Below are 18,471 nucleotides of genomic sequence, written 5' to 3'. Positions count from 1 at the left end.
CTGTCTCGAAAGACGCGCTGATGACGTTCAACGACCCGAAAGCGTCTTTCGAGACAGCGCCGGTCGCACCAGCATGATCATCGGTGGATCTGGGTTCTACGTCCCGAAGGTGCCGGCGGACTGTGCTCTTCATGGCATCGGCACCGTCACGCCGCGGGTCGCAGCGACCGCGCGGGCGTCCTCGTAGCCGGCGTCGACGTGCCGGATCACGCCCATCCCGGGATCGTTGGTCAGCACGCGGGCGATCTTCTCACCGGCGAGCGCGGTCCCGTCGGCGACGGTCACCTGGCCGGCGTGGATCGAGCGGCCGATGCCGACTCCGCCGCCGTGGTGGATGGACACCCAGCTTGCGCCGGACGCCGTGTTGACCAGCGCGTTCAGCAGCGGCCAGTCGGCGATCGCGTCGGAGCCGTCGGCCATCGCCTCGGTCTCGCGGTACGGCGAGGCGACCGAGCCGCAGTCGAGGTGGTCGCGGCCGATCACGACCGGAGCGGACAGCTCGCCGTCCGCGACCATCTCGTTGAACCGCTCGCCGGCGAGGTGCCGCTCGCCGTAGCCGAGCCAGCAGATCCGCGCCGGAAGCCCTTGGAAGGCAACGCGTTCGCCGGCCAGCCGGATCCAGCGTGCGAGGGATTCCTTCTCCGGGAACAACTCGAGGATCGCCCGGTCGGTCGCGGCGATGTCGGCCGGGTCGCCGGACAGCGCCGCCCACCGGAAGGGACCCATGCCCTCGCAGAACATCGGCCGGATGTAGGCCGGCACGAAACCGGGGAAGTCGAACGCCCGGTCGAAGCCGCCGAGCTTGGCCTCGCCCCGGATGGAGTTGCCGTAGTCGAACACCTCGGCGCCGGCGTCGAGGAACCCGACCATGGCACCCACGTGCTCGGCCATCGAGTCGCGGGCGCGTTCGGTGAACTCGTCCGGCTTCTTGGCCGCGTAGTCCGACCAGTCCTCGAGTGCGACGCCCTTCGGCAGGTACGCCAGCGGATCGTGGGCGGAGGTCTGATCGGTGACCACGTCGATCTCGACACCGCGGCGCAGCAGCTCGGGCACGACGTCGGCCGCGTTCCCGATCACCGCGACGGACAGCGCCCGCCCGTCGGCCTTCGCGGCCTCGACACGGGCGACCGCATCGTCCAATGAAGACGCGACCTCGTCGAGGTAGCGGGTCTCCACCCGCCGCCGCGCACGCGCCGGGTCGACCTCGACACACAGTGCGACGCCGTCGTTCATCGTGATGGCGAGCGGTTGCGCGCCACCCATGCCGCCGAGACCGGCGGTCAGCGTGATCGTCCCTTTGAGACTGCCACCGAACCGCTTGCGTGCCACGGCAGCGAACGTCTCGTAGGTGCCCTGGAGAATGCCCTGGGTGCCGATGTAGATCCACGAGCCGGCGGTCATCTGGCCGTACATGGTGAGCCCCAACGACTCCAGCCGGCGGAACTCCGGCCACGTGGCCCAGTCCCCGACGAGGTTGGAGTTGGCGATCAGCACGCGCGGCGCCCACTCGTGCGTACGCATCACGCCGACCGGCTTGCCCGACTGGACGAGCAGGGTCTCGTCCTCGCGCAACGCGGTCAGCTCGCGGGTGATCGCGTCGAAGCTCGCCCAGTTGCGGGCGGCCTTGCCGGTGCCGCCGTAGACGACCAGGTCGTCCGGGCGCTCGGCGACCTCGGGGTCGAGGTTGTTGTGGAACATGCGCAACGCGGCCTCGGTCTGCCAGTTGCGTGCCGTGAGCGTGGTGCCGCGAGCTGCGCGGACGGGACGGGCGCCAGAGGTCATGGTAGGTCTCCCGTTCGGATGAGTGCCTCGGCGGCGGCGATCTCCGGGGCGAGGTGACGGTCCGGGCCGGGCCCGGGGACGGTGCGGCGCAGTGCCGCGACGGCCCGCGCGGTGGCGGGCGCCGGGGCGAGCGGGGCCCGCAGGTCGAGCGCGCGGGCGGCGGTGAGCAGTTCGACCGCGAGGACGGTGGTGAGCCCGTCGACGGCCGTGCGAAGCTTGCGGGCCGCCGACCAGCCCATCGAAACGTGGTCCTCCTGCATGGCGGAGCTGGGAATCGAGTCGACGGACGCCGGCACGGCGAGCCGCTTCAGCTCGGAGACGATCGCGGCCTGCGTGTACTGCGCGATCATGTGTCCGGAGTCGACACCGGGATCTGCGGCGAGGAACGGCGGCAGGCCGTGGCTGCGGGTGGCGTCCAGCATCCGGTCCGTGCGCCGCTCGGCCATGCTGGCGACGTCGGCGACGGGAATCGCGAGGAAGTCCAGCACGTACGCGATCGGCGCGCCGTGGAAGTTCCCGTTGGACTCGACCCGCCCGTCGGGCAGCACGACCGGATTGTCGATGGCGGCGGCGAGTTCGCGGTCGGCCACCGTCTCCACATAGGACACGGTGTCGCGGGCGGCGCCGTGCACCTGCGGCGCGCAGCGGAGCGAGTACGCGTCCTGCACGCGGTTGCAGTCCGGTCCCCGGTGGCTTGCCATGATCGCCGAACCGTCGAGCAGGGCGGTCATGCGTGCGGCGGAGGTGGCCTGACCGGGGTGCGGCCGCAGCGCCTGCAGCTCGGGGGCGAAGACCCGGTCCGTGCCGAGGAGCGCCTCGACGCTCATGGCGGCGGTGAGGTCGGCGACGTCGAGCAGCCGGTGGAGGTCGTGCAGCGCGAGCACCAGCATGCCGAGCATGCCGTCGGTGCCGTTGATGAGCGCGAGCCCCTCCTTCTCGGCCAGCTCCAGCGGCGCGATGCCGGCCTCGTAGAGCGCGTCCTTGGCCGGTCTGCGCTGCCCGTCGACGTCCACCTCACCCTCGCCCATGAGCGCGAGTGCGACGGCGGAGAGCGGCGCAAGGTCCCCGGAGCAGCCGAGCGACCCGTACTCGTGGACGACCGGGGTGATGCCCGCGTTGAGCAGGAAGGTCAGGGCGTCCACGGTCTCGGACCGGACCCCGGTGCGCCCGGTGGCGAGGGTGCGCAGCCGCAGCAGCATGAGCCCCCGCACGACCTCGGTCTCGACGGGCGTGCCGGCGCCGGCGGCGTGCGAACGGATCAGCGACCGCTGGAGCGCGGCCCGCCGGTCCAGCGGGATGTGCCGGGTGGCGAGGGCGCCGAACCCGGTGGACACGCCGTAGGTGGGGGTCGCGGCCTCGGCGAGCCGCTCCACGTGGTCCCGGGTCTTGGCAATCTCGGCCAGCGCCCCGGCGCCGACCTCGACCGGCTCACCACCCCGCACGACGGCGACGACCTGCTCGCGGGTCAACGCCCCGCCATCGATCACGACCATGTGTCCATCTCAACGCGACAACGCCGTCCGCACGAGCCGACTCGCGCCGAGATTGTCTGGTATTCCAGACTCGGACCGTCCAGCCGGTCGCCAAGGTCCGCGCCGTGTCGCCAAAGGCCATGATCGAGGTTGTCGATGCCGCTGGTCGGCGCGGCACACAGGCTGAAGCTCGACCTCCCGTCTGGTATGCCAGACAGATGACCGACATACCCGCGCTCCGCCGAGGGCTGGCGGTGCTGCGGCTGCTGGCGGGCCGTGCCGGGCCGGTGACGGCGGCGTACGTGGCCCGTGAGCTGGGCCTGCCCCGCTCGACCACGTACCACCTGCTGGCCGAGCTGACCACGGCCGGCTTCGTGACCCACCTGCCGGAGGAGCGGCGGTACGGGCTGGGGCTGGCGGCGTTCGAGCTGGGTTCCGCGTACCTGCGGCACGACCCGCTCGAACGGCTCGCGCGGCCGGTCCTGCGCGCGTTGCTCGAACGCACCGGCCACGTAGGACAGTTGGGCGTGCTGCACGGCCGCGAAACCCTGTACCTGCTTCGGGAACAACCGGCACGGCACGCGACGGTGGTGACCGACGTCGGCGTCCGGCTGCCCGCGCACCTTCCGGCGTCGGGGCGGGCGATGCTGGGGGCGCTGCCGGCGGCACAGGTCCGGGCGCTGTTCCCGTCACGGGCCGCGTTCGTGGACCGGACGGGTCGCGGGCCGACGGATCTTCCGTCGCTGCGCCGCCTGCTCACCGCGGCCCGGCGACGGGGCTGGGCGGTGGAAGACGGTTACGTGACACCAGGTTTCGCTTCGGTGGCCGCGCCGGTGTTGGACCATAGTGGACATCCGATCGCCGCCATCTCGACGACGTTCCGCCACGAGTGCGACCCCGAGTGCGGCGAGACCTGGCCGGAGCTCGCGGCGGAAACAAAACGAGCGGCGGCGGAACTGAGCACCCGAATAGGAGGCACGAACCGGTGACCGATCCACAGCTCGACCACCTCGTCTACGCCGTCCCGGATCTCGCCGTCGCGACGGCGGCCTTCGCCGATCGGTACGGCGTCCAACCCGTCCCAGGTGGACGGCACGAGGGCAAGGGCACGCGCAACTACCTCGTGGGGCTCGGCGGCTCGGCGTACCTGGAGATCATCGGGCCGGACCCGGAGTCCGACAGCCCACCGACGTGGTTCGAGATCGCCGCCCTCACCGAACCGAAACTGGTCGACTGGGCCATCCGGCCTGCCGACCTCGACGCCACGGTCGCCAACGCGCGAGCCGCGGGCTACGACCCTGGCGAGGTCGAGTCGATGTCACGACTCACGACCGACGGCACCGTGCTGGCCTGGCGCCTCACCCCGCCGCGGGGCGCTCTCGTCCCGTTCCTCATCGACTGGGGCACGACCAGCCACCCCACGACATCCGGGCTGCCCGAGGTCGAACTGGTCTCCTTCCACGCCGAACACCCCGACGTGGCCGCGATCAGCAGGGACCTCGCGGCGGTGGGTGCGCGGTTGGACGTGCGAACGGGCCCGAACCCCGGGCTGTATGCCCGTTTCCGCTGAACTGAAAACGGTGGCCGTGCCCCTACCGGGCACGGCCACCGTCGTTCGTGCGTGGGTCAGACGCCGGCCTTCGACAGCCAGTCCTTCGCCACGTCCGAGTACTCCGGCTTGTCCGGCGCGTTCAAGGCCGCGTTCAGCTCCAGCAGCTGCTCAGTGTCGAGCTTGGCCGAGACCGCGTTCAGCGTCTCCTTCACGGTGTCGCTGGCCTTGTCCTTGTTGATCAACGGCACCACGTTCTCCGCCGCGAAGTTGTTCTTCGGGTCCTCCAGCACGACCAGGTTGTTGGCCGCGATCGACGCGTCGGTGGTGAAGATGTCCGCCGCCTGGACCGTGCCTTCCAGCAAGGCCTTCGTCGTGATCGCGCCCGGCTCCAGCGCACTGAAGCTCTTGAAGTTGCAGCCGTACCGCGATGCGAGGCCCGGGATGCCGTTCGGCCGGGTCTGGAACTCCGGCGCCCCACCGAAGACCGCCTCGCCGCAGTGCGGCACGAGGTCCTCAATGGACTTCAGGTTCCACCTCTCCGCCGTCTCCTCGGTGACGACGACCGCGTCCTTGTCCTGTGCCTCGGACTTCTCCAGCACGATCAGGTTGTCCGGCAACGCTTCCTGCACCGCCGCGTACACGTCCTCGGACGAGGTCGCCTCGGCCTTCTCGTCGAGGAACACCAGCAGCGAGCCCGTGTACTCGGGGATGAGGTCGATCGAGCCGTCCTTCAGGCCGTCCATGTACTTCTCGCGGCTGCCGAGGTCCGGCTTCCGCGTGACCGAGACTCCCTTGGCCTCCAACGCCTGCGCGTAGATCTCGGCGAGCAGCTGACTCTCCGGGAAGTTCGCCGAGCCGATGGTGATCGACTCGCCGGAGGAGTTGGTAGGGGTGTCCTCGGCGAGTGGGTCGGAGTTGCCGCACGCGGAAACGGCCAGCGTCGCCGCCAGGGCCGTCGCCACTCCGGCGATAACGCGTTTCATCGTCTGTCTCCTCACGTGGACTTGCTAACCAAATCGGGGGTTGGCCTGCGCCAGATGCGGGCGACCCGCCTGCGGGTGGCCGTGTCACGCAGGCCGGGTGACACGACGAGCCGCTGCACGAGCTCCAGCACGCCCTCGACGACCAGTGCCAGCACGGCGATCACGATGGCGCCCGCCGCCATCTGCGGGTAGCCGTCCGGCGAGCCGGCGCCGGCGTTGTTGCCGTCGATGACGAACCGGCCGAGGCCGCCGAGCGCGACGTAGGCCGCGATCGTCGCGGTCGCGATCACCTGCAGGGTTGCCGAGCGGAGGCCGCCGAGGATCAGCGGCAGCGCGTTCGGCAGCTCGACCCGCCACAGGACGGCCCCGCCGCGCATGCCCATGCCGCGGGCGGCGTCCACCACGGCGCGGTCGACGTTGCGGATGCCCGCGTACGTGCCCGCCAGGATCGGCGGCAGCGCCAGGACGACCAGCGAGATCACCACCGGCAGCAGGCCGACGTACGTGAGCAGCACGAGCAGCGTCAGCAGGCCGAGCTCGGGCAGCGCACGCAGGCCGTTGGACAGGCCGGCGATCAGGAACGTGCCTCGGCCGGTGTGCCCGATGACCGCGCCGAGCGGGATCGCGATCGCGGCCGCGACCAGCACGGTCAGCGCCGTGTAGCCGAGGTGCTCGAGGATCCGCGCGGGGATGCCGGTCGGACCGCTCCAGTGGTCCGGGTCGAACAGCCAGGTCAGCGTCGAGTTCACCGGCTCGCCCCCTGCCTCACGCGGGTCCATGGTGTGATCAGGCGCCCCACCAGCAGCAGCAACGCGTCGATGACCAGCGCGAGGACGACGATCAACGCGATCGCGACGACCATCTCGACGGCGTTGTTGCGCTTGAAGCCCTCCGTGATCAGCTCACCGAGCCCGCCGATGCCGATCAGCGCGCCGACGGAGGTCAGGCTCATCGCGGACACCGTCGCGACCCGCAGCCCGGCGACGATCACCGGGATGGCGAGCGGCAGCTCCACGGTCAGGAACAGCCGGGATTCACGGAAACCGACCGCGGTGGCCGCCGCGGTGACATCACCCGGCACGGCGAGCAGGGCGTCGGTGACCGAGCGGACCAGCAACGCGATCGTGTAGATCGCGAGCGGCACCTGGACGTTGAGCGGGTCGATGATCTTCGTGCCGATCAGCAGCGGTACCAGCGTGATCAGCGCTAGCGAGGGGATCGTGTAGAGCACGCCGGCGAGCGGCACGAGGACGAGTCGCACCCCCGGCCAGCGGCGGGCGGCCCAGCCGAGCGGGATCGAGACGATCAGGCCGACGAGGACCGGCAGCAGCGCGAGATAGAGGTGCTCGCCGAGCGCCGCCGCGATCTTGTCGACGTTGCGGGGCAGCCACGGCCACGGCCAGTCGACGTTCACGCCGGCACCTCACCGGTCCGCCGCGCCTCGGCGAGCGCGTCGAGCACGGTGCCGGCCTGGACACTGCCGACCACGGCGCCGTTCCCGTCGATCGCGATGCCGAGACCGGCTGGCGAGCTGAGCGCGGAGTCGAGCGCGCTCCGCAGGGACCCGTCATCCACTTTGTACAGTGAGCCGCCGGAGACGAGGTCGTCACCGGTCACCTTGTCCAATGTGGATAACCGGCCGGCTGGCAGCCAGCCGAGCGGGCGGTTCTCGTCGTCGACCACGACGACCCAGCCGTCGGTCGGCGCCGCGTCCGCCGCGTTCGTGCCGACCTTCGCCGTGGCGACCGGGCCGACGGGCACACCGTCCGCGGCGAGAAAACCGAGCGCACGGTAGCCGCGATCCCTGCCGACGAAGGTGGAGACGAAGTCGTCCGCCGGCTTGGCCAGCAGCTCCGACGGCGTGGCGTACTGCGCGAGCCGGCCGCCGACGCGCATGACCGCCACCTTGTCGCCGAGCTTGATCGCCTCGTCGATGTCGTGCGTCACAAAGACAATCGTCTTGTTCAGTTCGGAGTGGAGGCGCAGCAGCTGCTGCTGGAGGTCGTCGCGGACGACCGGGTCGACCGCGCTGAACGGCTCGTCCATGAGCAGCACGGGCGGGTCCGCGGCGAGCGCGCGGGCCACGCCGACGCGCTGCTGCTGACCTCCGGAGAGCTGAGCGGGATAACGCTTGCCGTACTCGGCGGGCAGACCGACCAGTTCGAGCATCTCCGCCGCCCTGGTCCTGGCCTGACGCCGGCTGGTGCCGGTGAGCAGGGGCACGGTGGCGACGTTGTCGAGGACCGTGCGGTGCGGGAAAAGCCCGGCGTGCTGGATGACGTAACCGATGCCACGACGCAGAAGCGGCGGATCGGACTCGCGGATGTCCTGCCCGTCCACCAGAATCGTGCCGCTGGTCGGGTCGATCATCCGGTTGATCATGCGCAGCGAGGTCGTCTTGCCACACCCTGAGGGCCCGACGAAGACCGTGATCCGCCCGGCGTCGACGGCGAGGTCGAGACCGTCCACGGCGACCGTGCCGTCCGGATACCGCTTGGTCACGGCCCTGAACTCGATCATGCCCCGGGACTCCTCAGATCGAGACGGCCACCTGCCGGCCGTTTGGGTCGCCCGACCTTAGCCTGAACCACCGACGATGGCAGGACGTCCCACGATCTGATCGCCGCCGTTCGGCCTAGCCGAACAGGGCCGTTCAGCCTAGCGTGATCAGATCGTCATCTACACGATGCGCTCGACCCGAGGCTGTGCAACACGGACGTAATCCTCGGTCGACAGCGCGACCGAGCGGTCGAGCCGCGCGGCGTTGAAGTACAGCTCGGGCACGTCAAGCAACGCCGGGTCGACGACGAGTTCCAGGCGCGGGTGGTAGCTGATCGGCAGCACCGTGCCACTCACACTGCCGGCGAGCTCCTCGGCCTTCTCCGTACCTGCGAACGCCACGTAGGTGCCACCCATCAGGCCCCGCACCGCGTCGAGGTCCAGCCGGGCGTCCCCCGGCACGACGGCGAGCACGTACCTCGTCTGTTTCTTGCCGACCTTGACCATCACGACGAGACACTTCGCGGCATGGGCGGCGTCGTGTCCCCGCATCGCGCTGACCAGCTCCGTGCGTCCTTCCGGCGCGTGGTCGATCAACCGGTACCGCGCCCCGGCCGCGTCGAGGTCCGCGAGCAGTCGCTCGTAGACGGTCAGCTCACCAATCACTGCCCAACAACTCCTTCACCGCGGCGATCCGCTCCTCGTCCCGCCGGTAGAACACCCACTGCTTGATCTTCTTGCCCCGGATCAACCCGGCCCGGCTGAGCACCTTCAGATGTTCGCCACAGGTCGGCTGGCTCACTCCGAGCTTCTCCGCGATGAACAGCGAGCACACGCCGTCCTCGACGAGGTCACCGTCCTTTTGCGCCGGGAAGTGCGCCACCGGGTCGCGCAACCACTCCAGCACCCGCAACCGCTTCTCGTTGGCGAGCGCCTTGAGCACCTCAGCTTCGAGCACTGAGCTATTATGCAAATTAGCTAAGTGCCTGTCCAGCAGCAGGCGCGGACCCAGCCGGTCCGCTCAACCACGCGACGGGTTTGTCGAACTCACCGGTCCATTTTGTTGGACACGCGGGTCGTGGGTGTTGGACACGCGCGGGGTGGCGATCAGCGTCAGGCTCGTCGGGACCGCTTCGAAGGCGTTCCGCAGCGCGGCGGACAAGGCTGCGTGACTCGGCTCTCCCGCCCCGGAAACCCACCGCTCCAACGCGACATGGAACGCGGCCACCCCGATGTCGAGTGCGAGCCGCGGACGGAGGTCGTCGGCGAGGTCGACGCGGTCGCGCAGGATCTCCAGCGCCGCGCGGGTGGTGCGGTCGCAGAAGTCGAGGCCGTGCGCGTTCATCGAAGGCGTCGTCTGCGCCAGCTTTCTGCTGAGCACGACCCGGGACGCCCAGCCATCCGGCATCGCGTCGACGGCGGCGAGCAGGATGTCGCGCAGCAACGCCAGCAGAGGTTCGCCGGTCGGTTCCCGGACCCGCAGCTCACCCAGGAACGCGGTCCACAGATCCTGCGTCGGGGCCATCGCCACGTCTTCCTTGCTCACGAAGTTGCGGAAGAACGTGCGCTTGGAGACGTCGACCGTGTCACACAGCTCGTCCAGCGTCGTATGCGCGAAACCCTTGCTGGTGAACAACTCCAGGGCGGTGTCGATCAGCGCCTCGCGGGTGCGCCGCTTCTTGCGCTCGCGCAGGGGCGGCCGGGCGGTGGTCACGCCGGCAACTATACGCGAAGGCCACTTGTACGCTTATGCCACTCAGTGGCACTATCGTCGTCATGCGAGCACTCGTCGTCGACCACTCGGCACCCGGCGGACTGCGGCTGGCCGAGGCGCCGGACCCACGCCCCCGCCCCGACCAGGCCCTGATCCGGGTCACCGCCATCTCTCTCAACCACGGCGAGGTCAGGTGGGGCCTGGCCAACGCAGCAGACGGAGCCGTGCTCGGCTGGGACGCCGCCGGGGTCGTCGAACGGCCCGCCGCCAACGGGGAAGGACCCGCCGCCGGCACACCCGTGGTGACCATCGGCGCGGACGGTGCGTGGGCGGAGCTTCGCGCCGTCGACACCACCTCGCTCGGCGTCGTGCCCGAGCACGCCGATCTCGGTGCGATCAGCACTGTTCCGGTCGCGGGTGCCAGCGCACTGCGCGCGCTGTACCGGCTCGGCCCGATCCTCGGCAAGCGGGTCCTCGTCACCGGTGCCACCGGTGGGGTCGGCCGCTACGCCGTCCAACTGGCCAGGCTTGGCGGCGCGCATGTCATCGCGTCCACCGGCGACCCGGCCCGGCACGGCGACAGCCTCCGGCACCTGGGTGCACACGAGGTGGTCGACGGGCCGCGAGCACTCGACGCAGACGTGCACGGTGTCGTGGACATGGTCGGCGGACGGCAGCTCGTGGACGCCTACAACCGGCTCGCCGAGTACGGCACGCTCGTGTCCGTCGGGCACACAGCCGACGAGACCGAGACGTTCCCACCTGGCACCTTCGCGGGCATGGGACAGCACGGCCGGTCGATCGTCACCTTCAGCCTCCTCGCGTCCCACGACCTCACCGAGGACCTCGGGTGGCTCGCGGCACGGGTGGCGGCCGGTGAACTCGACCCGCAGATCGCCTGGCGGGACACGTGGGCACTGGCGCCGAAGGCCGTCGAGGCCCTGCTGTCCCGACAGCTCCACGGCAAAGCGGTGCTGGAGATCTAGGTGCCGCGGGGGACGTGCACCGGGCCGAGTCGGAGCAGTTCGCGGAACTCCTTGGCCGGCAACGGTTTCGACAGCAGCCAACCCTGGTAGGCCTCGACGCCGAAGCTGCGGAGGACGTGGAACTGCGACTCGGTCTCGACGCCCTCCGCGACGCAGGACCGGCCCATCGCCCGGGCCATGTCAACCAGTGCACGCGCCACCGCGAAGTCCGCGGCCTCGGTGGCGACACCCGACACGAACGCCCGGTCGATCTTGATGATCTGGGCCGGCAGCTCCTTCAGGCGGGCGAGTGAGGAGTAGCCCTGGCCGAAGTCGTCGACCGCGAACCGCACACCGCGTTCGGCGAGTGCGTCCATGGCCTTGCGGCTTCTGTCCGGCAGGTCGATGAAGCTGGTCTCCACGAGCTCAAGCACGACGCGGTCCCAGTCGATGCCCGTCTCCGCCACCGCCGCGGACACGATGTCGGTGAACTCAGGGTCGCCCGGTACCAGGCCGCCCAGGTTCACCGCGACACCGACCCCGCCGCCGAGCACGCCGCCGGCCATCATCGGCCAGCGAGCGGCCTCGCACAGCGCGGTCCGCAGCACCCAGCGGTCCAGGTCCCGCAGCAGGTCGCCCTGTTCGGCCACCGGCAGGAACTCGTTCGGCGGCAACATTCCCCGCTCCGGGTGCGGCCACCTGACCAGGGCCTCCGCCGACCGGACAGTGCCGTCCGGACCGACCACCGGCTGGTAGTGCAGCACGAGCCCGTCGTTGTTGATGGCCTCGCGAAGCTGGCCCTCCAGCAGCATCTGGCTGTTCGCCGACGCGATGAGCGCCTCACTCGCCAGCTGGACCCGGCCCGTGCCCTGGCGCTTCGCGTTGAACATCGCGGCGTCGGCGAACCGCAGCAGGTCGGCGGCCGTCGTCTCCGGGCCGGTCGGTGTCGCCGCGCCGATCGTGGCCGACACCCGCAACAAGTGGCTGCGCACCGGCACCACCGCACGCAGCAGCTTGGCGACCCGGTTGGCCAGCGCCTCGACGCCGCCGACCTCCGAGGTGTCCGAGCAGATCACGACGTACTCGTCGCCGGACATCCGGCCCGCCGTGCACGAGGGCGGCAACCCGCGTTCCAGGCGCCGCGCCAGCGCGGCGATCAGCTCGTCGCCGACGTCGTGGCCAAGGGAGTCGTTGACCCGTTTGAAGTTGTCGACGTCGCAGAAGAGCAACGCCACGCGGTCCGCGTCCGCCCCGCCGAGCAGCTGGTTCAGCAGGTCGTTCACCGCGACCCGGCCGGGCAGCCCGGTCAGCTCGTCGTGCGTTGCCTGGTACCGCAACCGTTCCGCGGCCCTGCGCCGCTCGGTGACGTCGGAGAACACCACGAGCCAGAACCGCTGGCCGTCGTCGGCGACGGACATCGTCATGTGCAGTTCGCAGTAGACGGCCTTGTCGGACGCGGTGACCAGCACCCGCTGCGCGGCACGGGTGTCGCCGCTGCGGCGGGAAGCACCGGCCAGCAACGACTCGCCTCGGTCGCTGGAGTGGGTGAGGTCGGCGGCCGTCTTCCCCCGCAGCCGCTCGAGATCCATCTGGAGCAGCCTGCACAACGCGTCGTTGGCGTCGACCAGCCGCTCCGTCTCGTCGAACAGGCCGATGCCGACCGGCGCGATCGCCACCAGGTCGGAAAACCGTTGCGACGAACGCATCATGCGTGTCTCGGTGGAGCGTTGCTCGGTGACGTCCTGCGCGGTGCCGATCATGATCGGCTGGCCGTGGTCGGCGTCCGGCGCCGCACCCCGGCAGCGGAACACCTTCTTGGTGCCGTCCGGCAACACCGCCCGGTGCTCACACTCGACCGGCCGGCCGCTGCGCGCGAGGTCCTGCCAGCGCTCGTCCACCCACCCGCGGTCCTCGGGATGCACCAGACTGAGGTAATCCGTATAGGTGATAGGGGTTCCTGGTTCGACGCCGAAAAGCTCGTAGAGCATCGACGACCAAATACATTCACCCGTTTCGGTGTTCCACTCCCAGGTGCCCATCCGTGCGACACGTTGTGCGTCGCCGAACAGGCGCCGGTCCTGGCTCGCGCGCTGTTCCGCTGCCCGGAAGCGGGTGACGTCCTGCACGGTTCCGCTGGCGCCAACGAGTTTGCCGGCCGCGTCGAACTCGGGCCGCGCACGGATCTGGTAGATCCGGTCTCCTGCGGCGTTTCGCACCTCGACCTCGGCCGGCAGCGGATCCTGGCCGCCGACCAGACGGGCCCGGAACACCCCGAGCACCGTCTGGTCGTCCGCGAACACCAGGCGAACCGCCTCGCTGACCGTGCATTGCGGCGGGATGGCGCACATCTTCCGCATGCCTTCGGAGAAGTACGCCGTCCCCGCCGCGAGGTCGATGTTCCACACGCCGAGCTCGGCGATCCGCTCGACCGCGCCGAGCAGTTCGAGAGCGTGCTCAGGCGAGGTCGCGACGTCCTCCACCAACGGATCCCCGTCACGAGGCAGCACAGTGTCGCCGGTCGGCTGCTCACCCAAGAGCCGGCCGGCACGCACCACATGCTCGGCCACCACGCCATCCTCTCGCCGTTACCGACGGGGTTGGCGCTACGCCGATCTTCCCGCCGGTGCCTTAGGCTACCCCGTCTTCTTTCGCCGCCTTAGCCACAGCCGCGGCAACTTCCGGCGCGACCCTCGGATCCACCGCGCTTGGCACGATGTAGTCCGCCGAAAGGTCTTCTTCGGCCACCGCGAAGATGGCTTCGGCCGCGGCGAGCTTCATGTGCTCGGTGATCTTCCGCGCCCCCGCGTCGAGCGCACCGCGGAATACTCCGGGGAACGCCAGCGAGTTGTTGATCTGGTTCGGAAAATCGCTGCGACCAGTTGCCACGATAGCGGCATGGTTGCGCGCCACGTCCGGGTGAATTTCGGGATCCGGGTTCGACAACGCGAACACCACGGAACCATTCGCCATGGACGCGATCAGCTCTTCGGGAACCGTTGAGCCGGAAAGACCGACGAACACGTCCGCGCCGGTCAACGCCTCGGCGATACCGCCCCGCAGTCCGGTCTTGTTGGTGCGGGTGGCGAGCTCGGCCTTCACGTCGTTCATTCCCTCGCGGCCCTCGTGGAGGATGCCGCGCGAGTCGACCACGGTGACGTCCCCGGCACCGGCCGACAGCAGGATGTTCGCGCACGCCACGCCGGACGCGCCCGCGCCGGCGATGACGATCCGCTGGTCCGCGATCGGCTTGTCCAGCACGGCGTTCGCCCCACGCAGCGCCGCGAGCAGGATGATCGCGGTGCCGTGCTGGTCGTCGTGCATGACCGGACAGTCCAGCGCCTCGATGAGCCGCTTCTCCAGCTCGAAGCAGCGCGGCGCGGCCACGTCCTCCAGGTTCACCGCGCCGAACGACGGGCGAAGGCGCACCAGGGTCTCGACGATCTCGTCCACGTCGGTGGTGTCGAGCACCAGCGGGATCGAGTTGAGACCGCCGAACGTCTTGAACAGCGCGGACTTGCCCTCCATGACCGGCAGCGCGGCCCGGGGTCCGATGTCGCCGAGGCCGAGCACCGCGGTGCCGTCGCTGACGACGGCGACCAGACGGCTGGTCCACGTGTACTTGTCGACGAGCGAGGCGTCCTCGGCGATCGCGCGGCTCACCTTCGCCACCCCTGGCGTGTAGGCGATCGAGAGCGCACGCGAGTCGGTGATCGCGCGCGGTACCGAGACGTCCAGCTTGCCGCCCTCATGGGCACGGAAGATCTCGTCGTCGGTGACGGGCGTGTTGAGGTCGGTGGCTAGCGGGTCGTTCACGGTCGTCATTGCGTCCCTTCCTGCGGGGTCGATGCGGAAGCCATGGCATGGGAGAAGGTGGCTCCGCTCGATCGCGGCATGGTCGAGCATCGATCGGTTGACACCGATGCGGGGACCGGCCGGGCACGTCAGCCGCCACCGCCGCTTTGTAGGGCGGGCGACCGCGGACGCTGCGGTATCCCACAGTGTAGACAGAAGTGCGAGTTGGGCGTCGCGTACCCTCCGTCACATGGAAGTACGGGAGCTTGCCGTCCCAGGTGTTTTCGAGTTCAGTCCCCGGTCGTTCCCCGACGACCGCGGGGTGTTCGTGTCCCCGTTCCAGGACGCGGCGTTCGTCAAGGCGGTCGGGCACCCGTTGCGCCTCGCGCAGACGAACCACAGCAGGTCACGGCGGGGCAGCCTGCGCGGCCTGCACTTCGCGGACGTGCCACCGGGGCAGGCGAAGTACATCTACTGCCCGGTAGGCGCCCTGCTCGACGTCGTCGTCGACATCCGCGTCGGCTCTCCCACCTTCGGCGTGTTCGACATGGTGCGCCTGGACCCGGTCGACTTCCGCGCGGTGTACGTGCCGGAGGGCGTCGGACACGGCTTCGTGGCGCTCGAGGACGACACGGTCATCTCATACCACTGCTCTACGCCGTACAACCCGCCGGCCGAGCACGGCATCTCGCCGCTGGACCCGGCGCTGGGCCTGTCGTGGCCTGACCTGGACCTGCTGCTGTCCCCGAAGGACGCGGAGGCCCCGACGCTGGCGGAGGCGGAGGCCAGCGGACTGCTGCCGAGGTACGAGGACTGCCAGGCCCGCTACCGGGAGCTCAGGCGCCTGGGGTGAGGCCAGATGCGGGCCACGACGACCCCGTGCACCTGGGCGGGCCCGAGCCCGCGCGAGTCGGTCGAGCCGTAGGGGTTGTCCCCCTCGACGTGCCATCCGTCCCCGTTACGGCGGGTAACACGCTTGATCGACAGCTGGTGAGGTCGCGTCACCCACGTGACCACCACCACATCACCCGCTCGTGGCGTTCTGCCATTCCGCACTAACACGACGTCGCCGTCCTTGAGCGTGGGCGCCATCGAGGGCCCACGCACCCAGACGCGCCGGTAGGGCAGCCACCCCAGGGGGTTCATTCGATCACCTCCGCCGTGAACGCCCAGGATGCCGGGAGTAGGGTCCAAAGTGTCGGAGCGTCAACCCTTGTCAGGGAGGAAAGATGCGACTCCTGTCGCGCATTCTCGGCCCACGCCTGGAGGCCACCGCACACTGCGACCTTCCGTGTGGCGTGTACGACCCGGCGCAGGCCCGCATCGAGGCCGAGTCGGTCAAGGCCATCCAGCAGAAGTACCAGGACAACGAGGACCCGGAGTTCCGCACGCGCGCGATCCTCATCGCGGAGCAGCGCAGCGAGCTCGTGAAGCACCACCTGTGGGTCCTCTGGACCGACTACTTCAAGCCGCCGCACTTCGAGAAGTACCCGCAGCTCCACGAGCTGTTCAACAAGGCGACCAAGGCAGCGGGCGCCTCCGGCACCAAGGGCTCCATGGACCCCGCCTCCGGCCAGCAGCTGCTGGACTACATCGCCGAGATCGACAAGATCTTCTGGGAGACCAAGCAGGGCTGAGGTCAACCCGTCAAAACGGCGCTGACCAGCGGATACGTGTTCCGTTGATCAGCGTCGTTTCTCGTTGTTGAGTGACCTTTGACGGCCTGGAGACGGCCTGATCTTGATCGCCACCGGCCGCATGGTAGCGGTGCCTCGGTCAGCTTGTGACCCGATCAGCTCTGAACGATCACTTCACACTCGTCGATCGCTCGGGCAAGAATGCTAAGGGCCGCGAGGTGTTCGAGGGCCTTCTGTTCCGACCAGTCAGGTCCTGTTTCATGCGTAGCAGGGTTCCGGATGCCGGCGAAACAGCCTTCAGCGAAGGGCCGGAGCGATCGCTGCTGACTCTGGATCGTCTGGTCGGTGTGGTCACCAGGCAGGCGGAGCACAACTTGGCCCGGCTTCGTGTTGCCGGTGAAGACCTGGTTCATCAGGTCGTTGTCCGCGAGTTTTCTGATTCCGACCTTCTGCTGTGTGTGGGCGTTGATCGCGGCGGCGGCCTGCGCGACGGCCGCACGGAAGTGTTGGCTCTCCCAAAAGGTTCGCGCGGCGTCCCACACCCATGGGTGCAGCTTGTCCGCCGGCAGCGTCGGCGCGTCCGGCGCCAGGTGGGCTTTGAGCTCGTCCTCATAGTCAAGGTGGCCAATGCCACGCTGAACAGCTGCGCGGGCGGACGTGAGACCGCCCGGCTGGCGATCCGAGTTGAAGGATGCAAGTACTGGATCCTGCACCCGAAGGATCGCCTTCACAGCAGGCTCCCGGCGCCGACGCTCTGCCGTCAACTCACCCCGGGTCTGCCGGTCGACTGCACGCTGCGTGTATGTCCCGACAGGCGTTGGCATGAGCGGCCCCTCGGAGTTGATCAGCCGCTCGACGATACCGAGGTATTCGACCAGCTGTTCGCGCATCCATTCCCGATTCACCACCGGAAGATAGCTCCCGACCTGGTGCCCCGAGGTTCGGAGCCCCTACGTGCCACCGTCCCCCTCGTCCTGGCCGCCCTTAGCGCCGGTTCGTCGGTGTCAAGGGGCGAGCGAAGCGAGATCGCGCCAGCGACGCCGTCAGGCGCCCTTGATAGCGGCGAATCGGCGCTAAACGATCACCGGGACGTGTGAGGGGAGCGGCTGTCGTGAGATGCTGGCGCCAGGCTGGCTCGTGGATGGGTGCGGTGCTGTACTGATCGCCGGCCGGCGGCCGTGAGCGGAGCGGCAGGCCGACCGGCCCGGCGGCGCGAAGCGTCGCCCTTGATCCCATAGAGCCAAATTCGGCAGCACGCAATGCCAACTCAACGTACGGTGTAGCTGTGGCGAAGGCAAAGCATCGTGCCTGGTTCTACCAGGGCGCTCGCACGTTGCGAGCTGTTGCGCGAGAACGGGGATTCGAGCATGCATTCCCATCGGATGAGCATTGGTATCTTTGCCCTCTTTGCCTCGATATCATCTTCACGGTTGACGAGTTGGACACAGGGGAGTTGAGCGTCGAGCACGCGCCTCCCAAGGCTCTCGGCGGCAACGAAGTGACGCTGACGTGCAGGAAGTGCAACAACGACGCCGGAACTAAATTTGACGCAGAGGCTCACAAGGAGACGCGGCTGCGCATGTTATTTTCAGGCCAGAGTGAGCGCCCTGAGACCGTCGCCTTGTCGTTTGGAGATGTCACTGCCAGAGTTAAGATGCATGTCTCCGGCCAGTCGGGCACGATGTTTATAGGTGATCCGAAAATAAATGAGCCGGGCACCTTCGAGCGCTTGAGTCAACACATGCGGATGTTGAGTGAAACCAGGAATGCCAACATCGAATGGACTGTTACGCCGCATCTTAAATATTCGCCCGACCGTGCCAGAGTTGCATGGATACGCGCTGCATACCTCGCGGCGTTTTCGCTTTTTGGCTGGAAGTATATTCTGCGGGAGACGCTCCAACCTATCCGTGAGCACCTTATCGACCCGTCGTCTGCAACACTTCCATTGCTCAGCATGTATGACCCCAAAGGGGATCCAAATCGGAAGCAAGTCTGGCTAGTCAAGGAGCCGGTGGGTCAGCGAAGTTTGCTTGTCGCCTGGGGCAGGCAGATCGTTTTCCTTCCAGCCCCGA

The 18,471-nt window shown here is 68.9% G+C and carries 19 protein-coding genes; 6 read left to right on the top strand and 13 right to left on the bottom strand.

What is annotated here, in order from left to right; translation table 11 throughout:
• Positions 1 to 129: 129 nt before the first annotated feature.
• Positions 130 to 1,782, bottom strand: a complete 1,653-nt coding sequence (gene hutU / locus VF106_RS11710) for a urocanate hydratase (RefSeq protein WP_330839669.1) — start codon at positions 1,780 to 1,782, stop codon at positions 130 to 132.
• On the bottom strand, positions 1,779 to 3,275 hold the full coding sequence (gene hutH / locus VF106_RS11705; RefSeq protein ID WP_330839668.1) for a histidine ammonia-lyase: 1,497 nt from the start codon (positions 3,273 to 3,275) through the stop codon (positions 1,779 to 1,781). Before hutH ends, hutU begins: the two co-directional genes overlap by 4 nt.
• 197 nt (positions 3,276 to 3,472) lie before the next feature.
• On the opposite strand from hutH, the gene VF106_RS11700 reads away from it, so the two are divergent.
• Both VF106_RS11700 and VF106_RS11695 read left to right on the top strand, forming a co-directional pair.
• Entirely contained in the window at positions 3,473 to 4,243 is a 771-nt protein-coding gene (locus VF106_RS11700) for an IclR family transcriptional regulator (protein ID WP_330839667.1), read from the top strand.
• Positions 4,240 to 4,824 carry a VOC family protein gene (locus VF106_RS11695; protein ID WP_330839666.1) on the top strand — a complete coding sequence of 195 codons (585 nt, stop codon included), beginning with the start codon at positions 4,240 to 4,242 and terminating at the stop codon, positions 4,822 to 4,824. Before VF106_RS11700 ends, VF106_RS11695 begins: the two co-directional genes overlap by 4 nt.
• A gap of 56 nt (positions 4,825 to 4,880) precedes the next feature.
• On the opposite strand, the gene VF106_RS11690 is transcribed toward VF106_RS11695, so the two are convergent.
• From VF106_RS11690 to VF106_RS11660, 7 genes are all read right to left on the bottom strand, one after another.
• Positions 4,881 to 5,789 carry an ABC transporter substrate-binding protein gene (locus tag VF106_RS11690; RefSeq protein WP_330839665.1) on the bottom strand — a complete coding sequence of 303 codons (909 nt, stop codon included), beginning with the start codon at positions 5,787 to 5,789 and terminating at the stop codon, positions 4,881 to 4,883.
• Positions 5,790 to 5,800: 11 nt separating this feature from the next.
• Positions 5,801 to 6,568, bottom strand: coding sequence for an ABC transporter permease (locus tag VF106_RS11685; protein ID WP_330839664.1), 768 nt, complete (start codon positions 6,566 to 6,568; stop codon positions 5,801 to 5,803).
• Positions 6,535 to 7,203, bottom strand: coding sequence for an ABC transporter permease (locus tag VF106_RS11680; protein ID WP_330839663.1), 669 nt, complete (start codon positions 7,201 to 7,203; stop codon positions 6,535 to 6,537). The genes VF106_RS11685 and VF106_RS11680 overlap by 34 nt, the downstream gene beginning before the upstream one ends.
• Positions 7,200 to 8,309 (bottom strand): ABC transporter ATP-binding protein, encoded by a 1,110-nt coding sequence (locus tag VF106_RS11675; RefSeq protein WP_330839662.1) that lies wholly within the window; start codon positions 8,307 to 8,309, stop codon positions 7,200 to 7,202. Before VF106_RS11675 ends, VF106_RS11680 begins: the two co-directional genes overlap by 4 nt.
• Positions 8,310 to 8,468: 159 nt before the next feature.
• The gene (locus tag VF106_RS11670; RefSeq protein ID WP_330839661.1) at positions 8,469 to 8,954 is read right to left on the bottom strand and encodes a YbaK/EbsC family protein; all 486 of its coding nucleotides are present in this window, start codon (positions 8,952 to 8,954) and stop codon (positions 8,469 to 8,471) included.
• A complete protein-coding gene (locus VF106_RS11665; protein ID WP_330839660.1) occupies positions 8,944 to 9,246 on the bottom strand; it encodes an ArsR/SmtB family transcription factor in 303 nt (100 codons plus the stop codon). The genes VF106_RS11670 and VF106_RS11665 overlap by 11 nt, the downstream gene beginning before the upstream one ends.
• Positions 9,247 to 9,309: 63 nt before the next feature.
• The gene (locus VF106_RS11660; protein ID WP_330839659.1) at positions 9,310 to 10,002 is read right to left on the bottom strand and encodes a TetR/AcrR family transcriptional regulator; all 693 of its coding nucleotides are present in this window, start codon (positions 10,000 to 10,002) and stop codon (positions 9,310 to 9,312) included.
• Positions 10,003 to 10,064: 62 nt separating this feature from the next.
• Here VF106_RS11660 and VF106_RS11655 point away from each other — a divergent pair, with 62 nt between their 5' ends.
• On the top strand, positions 10,065 to 10,988 hold the full coding sequence (locus VF106_RS11655; protein ID WP_330839658.1) for a zinc-binding dehydrogenase: 924 nt from the start codon (positions 10,065 to 10,067) through the stop codon (positions 10,986 to 10,988).
• Here the strand turns inward: VF106_RS11655 and VF106_RS11650 are convergent.
• Both VF106_RS11650 and VF106_RS11645 read right to left on the bottom strand, forming a co-directional pair.
• The gene (locus VF106_RS11650) at positions 10,985 to 13,534 is read right to left on the bottom strand and encodes a putative bifunctional diguanylate cyclase/phosphodiesterase (protein WP_330839657.1); all 2,550 of its coding nucleotides are present in this window, start codon (positions 13,532 to 13,534) and stop codon (positions 10,985 to 10,987) included. The two genes, VF106_RS11655 and VF106_RS11650, sit on opposite strands and share 4 nt — an antisense overlap.
• Before the next feature lie 61 nt (positions 13,535 to 13,595).
• Positions 13,596 to 14,789, bottom strand: coding sequence for an NAD(P)-dependent malic enzyme (locus tag VF106_RS11645; RefSeq protein ID WP_330839656.1), 1,194 nt, complete (start codon positions 14,787 to 14,789; stop codon positions 13,596 to 13,598).
• A 220-nt stretch (positions 14,790 to 15,009) separates the two neighbouring features.
• On the opposite strand from VF106_RS11645, the gene VF106_RS11640 reads away from it, so the two are divergent.
• Complete coding sequence (locus tag VF106_RS11640) at positions 15,010 to 15,612, top strand: dTDP-4-dehydrorhamnose 3,5-epimerase family protein (RefSeq protein ID WP_330839655.1); 603 nt, start codon at positions 15,010 to 15,012, stop codon at positions 15,610 to 15,612.
• On the opposite strand, the gene VF106_RS11635 is transcribed toward VF106_RS11640, so the two are convergent.
• Positions 15,585 to 15,905: a S26 family signal peptidase gene (locus VF106_RS11635; protein ID WP_330839654.1), complete on the bottom strand. Its 321-nt coding sequence runs from the start codon at positions 15,903 to 15,905 to the stop codon at positions 15,585 to 15,587. The genes VF106_RS11640 and VF106_RS11635 overlap by 28 nt on opposite strands.
• Positions 15,906 to 15,988: 83 nt before the next feature.
• Here VF106_RS11635 and sodN point away from each other — a divergent pair, with 83 nt between their 5' ends.
• Positions 15,989 to 16,396, top strand: a complete 408-nt coding sequence (gene sodN, locus VF106_RS11630) for a superoxide dismutase, Ni (protein ID WP_330839653.1) — start codon at positions 15,989 to 15,991, stop codon at positions 16,394 to 16,396.
• 155 nt (positions 16,397 to 16,551) lie between these two features.
• Here sodN and VF106_RS11625 read toward each other — a convergent pair whose 3' ends face one another.
• The gene (locus VF106_RS11625) at positions 16,552 to 17,301 is read right to left on the bottom strand and encodes a TIGR02391 family protein (RefSeq protein ID WP_330839652.1); all 750 of its coding nucleotides are present in this window, start codon (positions 17,299 to 17,301) and stop codon (positions 16,552 to 16,554) included.
• Positions 17,302 to 17,681: 380 nt separating this feature from the next.
• Here VF106_RS11625 and VF106_RS11620 point away from each other — a divergent pair.
• The coding region (locus VF106_RS11620) for an HNH endonuclease (protein ID WP_330839651.1) at positions 17,682 to 18,471 on the top strand (790 nt) is incomplete at its 3' end.

Origin of the sequence: Actinophytocola sp., assembly GCF_036378875.1 — a bacterium.
Classification (GTDB): domain Bacteria; phylum Actinomycetota; class Actinomycetes; order Mycobacteriales; family Pseudonocardiaceae; genus Actinophytocola.
Note: the sequence above shows the minus strand (reverse complement) of the source record. Positions and strands in the feature narration are given on the sequence as shown.

What these genes read in the sequence shown, in the direction of transcription:
- hutU (WP_330839669.1), bottom strand. Translation starts at nt 1,782, where the DNA reads ATGACCTCTGGCGCCCGTCCCGTCCGCGCAGCTCGCGGCACCACGCTC.
- hutH (WP_330839668.1), bottom strand. Translation starts at nt 3,275, where the DNA reads ATGGTCGTGATCGATGGCGGGGCGTTGACCCGCGAGCAGGTCGTCGCC.
- VF106_RS11700 (WP_330839667.1), top strand. Translation starts at nt 3,473, where the DNA reads ATGACCGACATACCCGCGCTCCGCCGAGGGCTGGCGGTGCTGCGGCTG.
- VF106_RS11690 (WP_330839665.1), bottom strand. Translation starts at nt 5,789, where the DNA reads ATGAAACGCGTTATCGCCGGAGTGGCGACGGCCCTGGCGGCGACGCTG.
- VF106_RS11685 (WP_330839664.1), bottom strand. Translation starts at nt 6,568, where the DNA reads ATGGACCCGCGTGAGGCAGGGGGCGAGCCGGTGAACTCGACGCTGACC.
- VF106_RS11675 (WP_330839662.1), bottom strand. Translation starts at nt 8,309, where the DNA reads ATGATCGAGTTCAGGGCCGTGACCAAGCGGTATCCGGACGGCACGGTC.
- VF106_RS11655 (WP_330839658.1), top strand. Translation starts at nt 10,065, where the DNA reads ATGCGAGCACTCGTCGTCGACCACTCGGCACCCGGCGGACTGCGGCTG.
- VF106_RS11645 (WP_330839656.1), bottom strand. Translation starts at nt 14,789, where the DNA reads ATGACGACCGTGAACGACCCGCTAGCCACCGACCTCAACACGCCCGTC.
- VF106_RS11640 (WP_330839655.1), top strand. Translation starts at nt 15,010, where the DNA reads ATGGAAGTACGGGAGCTTGCCGTCCCAGGTGTTTTCGAGTTCAGTCCC.
- VF106_RS11635 (WP_330839654.1), bottom strand. Translation starts at nt 15,905, where the DNA reads ATGAACCCCCTGGGGTGGCTGCCCTACCGGCGCGTCTGGGTGCGTGGG.
- sodN (WP_330839653.1), top strand. Translation starts at nt 15,989, where the DNA reads ATGCGACTCCTGTCGCGCATTCTCGGCCCACGCCTGGAGGCCACCGCA.